The organism is Infirmifilum sp. (genome assembly GCF_049970975.1).
Classification (GTDB): domain Archaea; phylum Thermoproteota; class Thermoprotei; order Thermofilales; family Thermofilaceae; genus Thermofilum; species Thermofilum uzonense.
Window position 1 is genome coordinate 1 of sequence record NZ_JBMFLX010000055.1, and the last position, 8,408, is coordinate 8,408.

Below are 8,408 nucleotides of genomic sequence, written 5' to 3' on the forward strand. Positions count from 1 at the left end.
TATCTGGTTGAGCTACCAGTGGACGTAAAGGAAAACAATTTATTATGGTCTAAATTTAGCTCTCCCATGGAAACTTATAAGAGGCACGTTGAAAAACTCCTGAAAATTCTCACCGATAAAAACCTCAAAGCTGCTTTGGTATTTAATCCAGCGAATATCTTTTACTTCACTGGGACAGATGCTCCCTCCGCAACTTTGATATTCGAGGATTCGCGTGTTGTTTCTATTTCAAGCAGGCTGGAATATCTCAGAGCTGTCGAGGAACACTTGATAGGAGAGGTGTATGCCTTTTCCCGAGCTACTGAGGTTGCCGAATACGAAAAGATTATACAGGGTGATCTCTACGAATCCATCAAGAAATTATTGGAAGGAATGACGCCTGAGCGAATAGGCGTTGTGGGGGGTAGCGCTGATCTCAGGCAAAAGCTCACCGAGAAGATAGGCCCAGGCTTTCAAGATCTTTCAAGAGAGGTTTCCCTCCTACGCAGACAAAAAGACTTAGACGAGCTTGAGCGGATCAAGTCGGCTATAAGAATCGGCGAATATGCGATGTCTAAGGCTCTTAATGCGCTCGAGAAAGGCGTAACGGAATATGAGGTTGTAGCAGAGGTGCTGTATGCCATTCATAGAAATAATGCAACCCCCTCCTTTGACCCTATAGTCGCCTTTGGTGAGCATGCATCTCATCCACACGCAAAGCCAAGTAGGAGAGAACTCCAGGAGGGTGATGTCGTTAAAATCGATCTGGGGGCACGTGTGCAAGGATACTGTAGCGATATGACAAGAACCGTGATCTTTGGAAGAGTATCTACTAAACAGGAAAGGATAATAAGGGCTGTCCTTAGAGCTCAGGAGAGGGCAATTGAAGCTTTGCGAGCCGGTGTGAAGGCTAGAGAAGTGCACATGGAAGCCTATAGGATCTTGAAAGAGGAGGGGCTTCACAACTATTTTAATCATGGCTTAGGGCATGGTGTGGGCATTGAGATACATGAAGAGCCTTATCTAAATGCTGAGACTGAGGCTGAGTTGCTTGTAGGAGACATCGTAACCGTAGAGCCTGGAGTCTACATGGCTGGTTATCTCGGTGTGCGTATAGAAGACATGATTTTAGTTAAAGAAGAGGGCACCGAACTCTTAACTTATTTCCCGAAAGATTACATTATTTAGGGCTATATGATTCATCTGACCAAACCAGCTTTTCGAGTCCTTGGTGTTGCCGAGTGCTTCAATAAAAGGCAGAAGAAGTCTGTTCAGGCTGCCGTATCGTACAGGCGTGACGGAATAATCGACGGGTTCTATCTAACATGGACTAGGGTAGGTGGTCTTGATGCAACCGAGAAGATAATTCAACTTGTTAAAAGCACAGGAAGAAGGGACTTTAACCTTATAATGCTTAATGGTTGCATTATAAGTTGGTTCAACATCGTTGACATATATCGCGTTTACGAGGAACTGAGCTTACCCGTTCTATGCCTCAGTTATGAAGAATCTGAGGGTTTAGAACGGTATCTGAGAGATTATTTCCCAGGAGACGAAGAAAGGCTACAGATGTATTATAAACTTGGTGAAAGAAAACTAGTCTATATTCGAAGGACTAGAAGCTACGTGTATGTCCGGTCAGTAGGCCTAGATGAGAGCGAGACAAGAGAAGTACTAAACCTGGTTACTCTGCACGGCAAAATACCTGAACCTTTGCGATTAGCTCAGAGTCTAGCACGTACTGTTCACGAGTTTTTGAATTCCAACGACCCCTCGTTTTTAAACGAATAAATCTTTACGTAAACTGAAGGAATATATTTTGGTGCCTCATAAAATCTCTCAATGCTAAGACTCCCAAGAACTATTGAGTGGAAAGACGGTATAGTGAGACTAATAAACCAAAAGGAATTACCGGATAGGCTCATCTATATCGAGACCTCTGACTGGAGAAGGGTTGCCAAAGCTATAAAGGACATGGAAATACGAGGTGCACCAGCAATAGGTGTTGCTGCAGGCTACGCACTGGCTCTTTTTGCATACCACTGGCGGGGAGAGTCCCTCGAATCTTTCAAACGTGAGCTATTCCAGGCGGCTGAGGAAGTTAAGAAAACCCGTCCTACAGCTGTTAATCTCTTCTGGGCTGTGGAGCGAATATTAAGTAAGGCAAGCCAGGTCTCGAGCATTGACGAGGCTAGAAGATCAATCATCGAGGAGGCGATAAACATCCATAAAGAGGATGAGCGGGCCAACCGACGTATAGGCGAGATAGGAGCGGAGCTAATAGAGGATGGAGACACCATTATTACGGTTTGCAATGCTGGATCGCTTGCTACCAGTTACTGGGGTACCGCTACAGCTCCGATGTACGTTGCTAGAGAGCAAGGTAAAAATATAAGGGTAATTGCGCTTGAGACGCGTCCCTATCTCCAGGGAGCTAGATTAACCGCATGGGAACTTAGCCAGGCAGGAATCGACGTTGTCATAGCTACGGATAATAGCATTGGGATTCTTGCCATGAGGGAAAAGATTTCCCTAGCCATCGTTGGAGCAGACAGGGTGACACGCATAGGATGGGTCGCCAACAAGCTGGGAACATATCCTCTAGCACTAGTATCCCGTGTTCACAATATTCCGTTCTACGTAGCAGCGCCTACAAGTACCCTGGACTTAAAGTCAAAGGATCCTACGGACTTCGAGATCGAAAAACGCGACCCGTCTGAGGTATTATACTGGAAGGGGACCAGAATAGCGCCCGAGGGCGTAAATGCTATATACTATGCCTTTGATCTAACGCCACCACAGCTTATAACCGGGATAATAACGGAAGCCGGTATAATCTATCCTCCTTACGAGAAAAATATACCAAGGACTCTCCAACGCGTTTAACCTTTGTTTTGTGATCTAGATTTAAGTATAAGAGGGTTATCTTTTCTATTTTTCTGAAAACCGTGGGTCTTTTTAACCACAGCTTATTCTTAACAATGAAAGTCGATGTCTGCAAAGCTCATACGACTCAAGCGCCTGATAGATCTGGTGCACGTCCTAAACGTGAGCCCGTTACCCTTAATTCACCACTACACGCTAGAGTCGATGCACATATACTTTGTCCCGGTTAATCTCGGAGGAGAACCTAGCGTAATTTATTACTATGAGTCCCCCCAGCCATTGCAAGGAGTCTATATACTCTTCAATAATTTTTCAGGCGAGATAATCCTTTCCAATAAGTGGGTCTCGGATAGCAAATTCCTCATCATCCCCATAGTGGAAGTCGAGGCTCAAAGCTTCTTCTCTCCCAAAGAATTTCTCCAGGAAGTCAGGAAAAATAACCTCAAGAACAGAGAAAAGGATAAACATGCTAAAGTAGCCACAACCGAGGAATTACTAGTTACACAACCCTAAGGCTATTCATTTGGGCAGTCCCCCAAAAAGCCAGGAATAATTCTCGCTATCAACTTCTAGCCATGCATTCCCCCTTAACACTCCATCTTATATAGTGATTAGTACTTACTCCCCGCATCGAACTGGTCTGCTAACGCAGAGTTTATAAACAAATTAAACAAAGGCTAGCAGGGTTGATATGCAACGTGCAGTCTCGTCAAAACCAACTAAGGTGCGGAAGAGAGAAGTCTATACTGCTCCACTGCATGTACGGTCTAAACGTATTATAGCACCTCTCTCTAAGGAGTTACGTGAGAAACTAGGCGTTCGAAGAGTACGTGTTAGAAAGGGAGACAGGGTTTTGATAGTTCGTGGGTCTTTTAAAGGACATGAAGGGAAGGTTGTACGGGTTAACATAAAAAAAGAACGTATTTACGTCGAGGGCGCGGTTCTGCGGAAAGCCGACGGCACAGAGGTTCCGTTTCCTATTCATCCCTCCAAGGTCATTATAATCGAGCTTGACCTGTCCGACAAACGTAGAAAGGAGCTTTTCGGCAAAGGTGCCTCTGGTGGTGGCTCATGACTAGGAAGATAAAGAGTAGCTTGAGACATTTGAGAAGGTCGGTTGCACCGCCTTTTTGGCCAATTAAGAGAAAAGAGTATGTCTGGACTGTGAAGCCTAAGCCGGGCCCTCATGCTATTAATAAGAGCATTCCTCTGGGAATCGTATTGAGGGATTTCCTTGGCTATGTAACTACAATGAAAGAGGCTAGGAGGGTTCTGGGGGAAAGGAAAATATCTGTCGATGGGAGGATTGTTACGGATTATAAGTTCCCTATAGGATTAATGGATTTGATACATATTATCCCGGAGGACAAATACTATAGGGTTGTTCCCGATAAGACAAACATGTTCAAGCTCGTTGAGGTTTCCAAGGATGAGGCTGGGCACAAGTTGGCCCGGATTATTAGAAAACAAACAGTAAAAGGTGGGGGGATACAGATCACACTTCACGATGGCAGGAACCTCTTGCTGGCAAACAACGATCAATCTAGAAGCCTGAGGGTCCTAGATTCCGTCCTGATTACCGTTCCTAACCAATCTCTAGTTAGTCATATCCCATTAAAAGAGGGTGTGATGGCAGTTGTAACGGAGGGAAGACATACCGGCTTTATCGGCAGGGTTCAGACAATTCAGCAGGTGTTCAAAAGGAGGAAGTCCATAGTGGTTCTGAAAGGCGAGAATGGGGAAGAAATTAGGACTATTCTTGAATACATCCTACCTGTAGGTCAAGACAAGCCTTTGATCACGATAAGGTGAATGGAGGATGAAAGGAGTCCCAGTTATGGAAACGGGTCACCCAATGCGCAGGATTTTCATAGCTAAAGTAGTTGTCAACATAGGAGTTGGAGAAGGTGGAGAGAGGCTTGCTAAGGCAGCTAAGCTCCTAGAAGAGCTCACGGGACAAAAGCCCTCGCTACGTCGGGCCAGAAAAAGCATAAAGGATTTCGGTGTCAGGAAAGGCGAGAATATAGCCGCGATGGTTACGCTAAGAGGTGAAAAAGCGATAAGTTTCTTGAAGAAGGCTTTTGCGGCTGTTGAGAACAGGATAAGCGAGTCAAGCATTGATCGTCACGGTAATTTCGCCTTTGGTGTTCGAGAGCACATACTTGTCCCTGGCGTGAAGTATGATCCTGAAGTAGGAATATTCGGATTCGACGTCATTGTTGGAATGGAGCGCCCCGGTTATCGTGTAAAGCGGAGAAGAAGAAAGAAATCCAAAATTGGAAGAAACCATTACGTCACAAAGGAAGAGACGATAGCCTTTTTAGAAAAAGTTTTAGGCGTTCAGGTTATACGAACAAAGAGGTGATGCAATTGGCGAAACTACATCCACCTAAGAAGCGCAAATATGGAAAGGGTAGCAGGATGTGCGTGCGCTGCGGAACACACGAAGCAGTGATACGCATGTACGGTCTTAACCTGTGTCGACGTTGTTTCCGGGAAGTAGCAGAAGAAATCGGCTTTAAGAAGTACTCTTAGGGGTGATTACACATGATAATGGATACGCTGGCTAATGCTCTTGCAACAATACAAAACAATGAAGCTAGAGGTCATAAGGAATGCGTTATATATCCTTCATCCAAACTTATTGCACGAGTTTTAAATGTTTTGAAGCAGAACGGCTATATCGAGGACTTCGAATACATTAATGATGGTCGCGGAGGAAAGTTCATTGTTAAACTCAATGGTCGTATAAACAAGTGTGGAGCAATCAAACCCAGGTTCTCTGTTAAAAAGGACGAGTACACGAAATGGGAGCAGGAGTATTTACCCTCGAGAGACATTGGAATTCTCGTCGTGTCCACACCCTACGGCGTCATGAGTCATCGAGAAGCACAAGCTAAGAATCTTGGAGGGATCTTATTAGCTTTCGTCTATTAGGTGGTGGGTTCAAAATGAGCAGTGAAAATGTCGAAGGGAAAGAGAAGAAAAAAGAGAAAACCAGGATTAAACCAAGGCTAGATAAAGAAACAATAAAGAGCTTAAAGCTTAGGTCGATACTATCGGCCAAAAGACCTCGTTTCATCAGGATGAACTCTTGGATAATTAAAAGGCTAGACGACTCATGGAGAAGCCCCCGCAGGAGTCTAGACAACAAAATAAGACTTCAAAGGAAGGGCTTCCCTCCACTTGTTAAAATCGGATATAGGGGGCCCTTCTCTGTACGGAACCTTCATCCTTCGGGCTTCAAGGAGGTCATAGTCCATAATCCTCAGGAACTCGAAGGGATAGATCCTAGTACCCAAGCTGTAAGAATCGCATCCACAGTAGGTAGACGTAAACGAATCGAAATAATTAAAAAGGCTGAAGAGAAGGGAATCCGTATACTCAACGCAGGAGGTGTTGAATAATGGATGTAAGTGTGGCTCGAAGGTTAGCCGCTTCAGTTCTCAAAGTAGGGGAAAGCAGGGTATGGATTGACCCAGAGAGGTTAGAGGAAGTCTCAGCGGCTATAACTCGAGAAGATGTTCGTCGGCTAATAAAAGACGGAGTTATAAAGGCTCTACCGCCATCAACTCCTTCTAGAGGACGCTTGAGAATCCGCAAATCAAAGAAAAGAGGAAAGGGTCCTGGAAGCAAAAAGGGTCCACGCATAGATGAAAAGGCTGTTTGGATAGCGCGTGTACGATCGCAGAGAAGGTATCTCAAGGCGTTAAAAGCTAAAGGACTAATAGATAGGAAGAGTTTTTGGAGGGTTTACAAGCTAGTAAAGGGTGGAACTTTCAGGAGTCTATCCCATCTTAAGCTCTACCTTTCTGAGCATAAATTGGTAAAGGTGAAAGAAAGTGCCTAAAACCTCAACATACAGGTTACCATTGAAAAGACGTAGGCTGGGAATTACAAATTACTATAAACGTAGAAAGTTAATACTTTCCAAGAAGCCACGGTTGGTTGTAAGAGTCTTGTCGAGGACTATAATCGTCCAACTGGTAAAGGTGCATCCGAAAGGTGATATAACGCTTGTATCATCTCACTCGAAAGAACTGTTAAGGTACGGGTGGAAGGGAGGCTCAAAGAACACTCCTGCAGCTTATCTTTTAGGTTTCCTTGCGGCCCTAAAGGCCCAGCAAAAAGGCATCAAAGAGGCAGTCCTCGACATAGGACTACATAGACCTGTTAAAGGTGCGCGTGTTTTCGCCGTCGCGAAGGGAGCGATCGATGGCGGGCTGAAGATCCCCGCAGACAACGAAATTTTCCCTGACGAGAGTCGTATAAAAGGAGAGCACATAGCAAGCTATGCCAAAGATCTCAAAGAAAAGAATCCAGAGCTCTACAAGGCACGCTTTTCGGAATACCTCTCCCAAGGCCTCGAACCTGAGAACATTCCAGAGCACTTCGAGGAAATCAAAAACAGCATCTTGAAGACGTTCAAAGAGGGTAAAAGTATTTAATGCACATATGGTAGCATGGAAGGGTGGATGCTATGTCGCTAGGGAGTTGGGTTCCTCGAACCCATGTTGGAAGACTCGTAGCGGAGGGTAAAATAAAATCCATAGATGAGATTTTTTCAAGGAATCTACCCATAAGGGAAGTTGAAATAATTGACGCTCTACTACCTGATCTAAAGTTTGAAGTACTCAATGTCAACTTCGTCCAACGCCAGACAGACTCGGGTGAGGTTAGCCAGTACCAGGTTACAGTAGCGGTGGGAAACGAGAATGGTTATGTTGGTATTGGAATGGGCAAGTCTAAGCATATAGGCACTGCCATAGACAAGGCGGTAAAAAGGGCCAAGCTCAACCTAATTCCAGTAAGAAGGGGCTGTGGGAGCTGGGAGTGTCTTTGCGGTCAGCCCCATAGCGTGCCCTTCAAGGTTGAGGGTAAGAGTGGGAGTGTCAGAGTTGTGCTATTACCTGCACCTAAGGGTGTAGGTATAGTTGCCTCTGACGTGGCGAAGACGGTTTTAAGGCTAGCCGGTATAAACGATGTATGGTCAAGGTCCTTCGGCGAGACGCGAACAACTCACAACATGGCAAAGGCGGTATATGAGGCTCTCAAGGCAACCTATAAGGTTCACACCCCTGATATGTGGTGAATACAATGACCCTGCTGTTCGTCTTGAGAATTAGGGGCAAACCTGATAGAACTCCGGACGAGGAGAAGGCACTGGAACTATTAAGGCTTCACAAAACATGGCATGCAACACTTGTCCAGGATACTCCTTCAATTAGAGGCATGCTTGAAAAAAGTCTCAACAGCGTGGTTACGTATGGAGAGATCCGCCACGAGGTTCTAGCTCAGTTACTGAAGAAATACGGAAGACTCGAAGGCAATAAAAGGCTTACAGAGGAATACCTCAAATCAATAGGCTACGACAGCTTTGAGACGCTTGCCAGTGCACTAATAGAGGGTAAGGTTAAGCTCGAGGAAATACCAGGTCTTAAACCCGTCTTCAGGCTACATCCACCCTCAGGTGGCTTCCGAGGAACTATTAAAAAGAATTTCAAAGCCAGGGGAGTAACGGGCTATATGGGGGAAGAGATAAA

14 protein-coding genes are annotated in these 8,408 nt (G+C 45.1%); all 14 read left to right on the forward strand.

What is annotated here, in order from left to right; translation table 11 throughout:
• On the forward strand, positions 1 to 1,167 hold a 1,167-nt coding region (locus ACP5KC_RS07340; protein WP_428287122.1), incomplete at its 5' end, for a M24 family metallopeptidase.
• Between the two features lie 6 nt (positions 1,168 to 1,173).
• A complete protein-coding gene (locus ACP5KC_RS07345; protein WP_236944886.1) occupies positions 1,174 to 1,770 on the forward strand; it encodes a DUF99 family protein in 597 nt (198 codons plus the stop codon).
• A gap of 51 nt (positions 1,771 to 1,821) precedes the next feature.
• Entirely contained in the window at positions 1,822 to 2,865 is a 1,044-nt protein-coding gene (mtnA, locus tag ACP5KC_RS07350; protein WP_052883361.1) for an S-methyl-5-thioribose-1-phosphate isomerase, read from the forward strand.
• A gap of 105 nt (positions 2,866 to 2,970) precedes the next feature.
• A complete protein-coding gene (locus ACP5KC_RS07355; protein ID WP_052883362.1) occupies positions 2,971 to 3,378 on the forward strand; it encodes a hypothetical protein in 408 nt (135 codons plus the stop codon).
• 178 nt (positions 3,379 to 3,556) lie between these two features.
• Complete coding sequence (gene rplX / locus ACP5KC_RS07360) at positions 3,557 to 3,940, forward strand: 50S ribosomal protein L24 (RefSeq protein ID WP_052883363.1); 384 nt, start codon at positions 3,557 to 3,559, stop codon at positions 3,938 to 3,940.
• Positions 3,937 to 4,677, forward strand: coding sequence for a 30S ribosomal protein S4e (locus ACP5KC_RS07365; RefSeq protein ID WP_052883364.1), 741 nt, complete (start codon positions 3,937 to 3,939; stop codon positions 4,675 to 4,677). Before rplX ends, ACP5KC_RS07365 begins: the two co-directional genes overlap by 4 nt.
• Before the next feature lie 7 nt (positions 4,678 to 4,684).
• The gene (locus tag ACP5KC_RS07370) at positions 4,685 to 5,230 is read left to right on the forward strand and encodes a 50S ribosomal protein L5 (protein WP_052883365.1); all 546 of its coding nucleotides are present in this window, start codon (positions 4,685 to 4,687) and stop codon (positions 5,228 to 5,230) included.
• A complete protein-coding gene (locus ACP5KC_RS07375; RefSeq protein WP_236944945.1) occupies positions 5,230 to 5,400 on the forward strand; it encodes a 30S ribosomal protein S14 in 171 nt (56 codons plus the stop codon). Before ACP5KC_RS07370 ends, ACP5KC_RS07375 begins: the two co-directional genes overlap by 1 nt.
• Before the next feature lie 12 nt (positions 5,401 to 5,412).
• A complete protein-coding gene (locus ACP5KC_RS07380) occupies positions 5,413 to 5,802 on the forward strand; it encodes a 30S ribosomal protein S8 (RefSeq protein ID WP_191118598.1) in 390 nt (129 codons plus the stop codon).
• A 14-nt stretch (positions 5,803 to 5,816) separates the two neighbouring features.
• A complete protein-coding gene (locus tag ACP5KC_RS07385) occupies positions 5,817 to 6,272 on the forward strand; it encodes a 50S ribosomal protein L32e (RefSeq protein WP_424738746.1) in 456 nt (151 codons plus the stop codon).
• Positions 6,272 to 6,715, forward strand: coding sequence for a 50S ribosomal protein L19e (locus ACP5KC_RS07390; protein ID WP_052883367.1), 444 nt, complete (start codon positions 6,272 to 6,274; stop codon positions 6,713 to 6,715). Before ACP5KC_RS07385 ends, ACP5KC_RS07390 begins: the two co-directional genes overlap by 1 nt.
• Positions 6,708 to 7,313, forward strand: a complete 606-nt coding sequence (locus ACP5KC_RS07395; protein WP_052883368.1) for a 50S ribosomal protein L18 — start codon at positions 6,708 to 6,710, stop codon at positions 7,311 to 7,313. Before ACP5KC_RS07390 ends, ACP5KC_RS07395 begins: the two co-directional genes overlap by 8 nt.
• A 32-nt stretch (positions 7,314 to 7,345) precedes the next feature.
• Complete coding sequence (locus tag ACP5KC_RS07400; RefSeq protein WP_273434507.1) at positions 7,346 to 7,957, forward strand: 30S ribosomal protein S5; 612 nt, start codon at positions 7,346 to 7,348, stop codon at positions 7,955 to 7,957.
• Positions 7,958 to 7,962: 5 nt separating this feature from the next.
• Positions 7,963 to 8,408, forward strand: a 446-nt coding sequence (locus ACP5KC_RS07405) for a 50S ribosomal protein L30 (protein ID WP_428287123.1), incomplete at its 3' end; no start/stop codon positions are given.

Bases quoted from the DNA above. Each gene is read 5' to 3' on its own strand.
- ACP5KC_RS07370 (WP_052883365.1), top strand. From the start codon at position 4,685: ATGAAAGGAGTCCCAGTTATGGAAACGGGTCACCCAATGCGCAGGATT.
- ACP5KC_RS07380 (WP_191118598.1), top strand. From the start codon at position 5,413: ATGATAATGGATACGCTGGCTAATGCTCTTGCAACAATACAAAACAAT.
- ACP5KC_RS07390 (WP_052883367.1), top strand. From the start codon at position 6,272: ATGGATGTAAGTGTGGCTCGAAGGTTAGCCGCTTCAGTTCTCAAAGTA.
- ACP5KC_RS07345 (WP_236944886.1), top strand. From the start codon at position 1,174: ATGATTCATCTGACCAAACCAGCTTTTCGAGTCCTTGGTGTTGCCGAG.
- ACP5KC_RS07400 (WP_273434507.1), top strand. From the start codon at position 7,346: ATGTCGCTAGGGAGTTGGGTTCCTCGAACCCATGTTGGAAGACTCGTA.
- ACP5KC_RS07355 (WP_052883362.1), top strand. From the start codon at position 2,971: ATGTCTGCAAAGCTCATACGACTCAAGCGCCTGATAGATCTGGTGCAC.
- ACP5KC_RS07375 (WP_236944945.1), top strand. From the start codon at position 5,230: ATGCAATTGGCGAAACTACATCCACCTAAGAAGCGCAAATATGGAAAG.
- ACP5KC_RS07385 (WP_424738746.1), top strand. From the start codon at position 5,817: ATGAGCAGTGAAAATGTCGAAGGGAAAGAGAAGAAAAAAGAGAAAACC.
- mtnA (WP_052883361.1), top strand. From the start codon at position 1,822: ATGCTAAGACTCCCAAGAACTATTGAGTGGAAAGACGGTATAGTGAGA.
- rplX (WP_052883363.1), top strand. From the start codon at position 3,557: ATGCAACGTGCAGTCTCGTCAAAACCAACTAAGGTGCGGAAGAGAGAA.
- ACP5KC_RS07365 (WP_052883364.1), top strand. From the start codon at position 3,937: ATGACTAGGAAGATAAAGAGTAGCTTGAGACATTTGAGAAGGTCGGTT.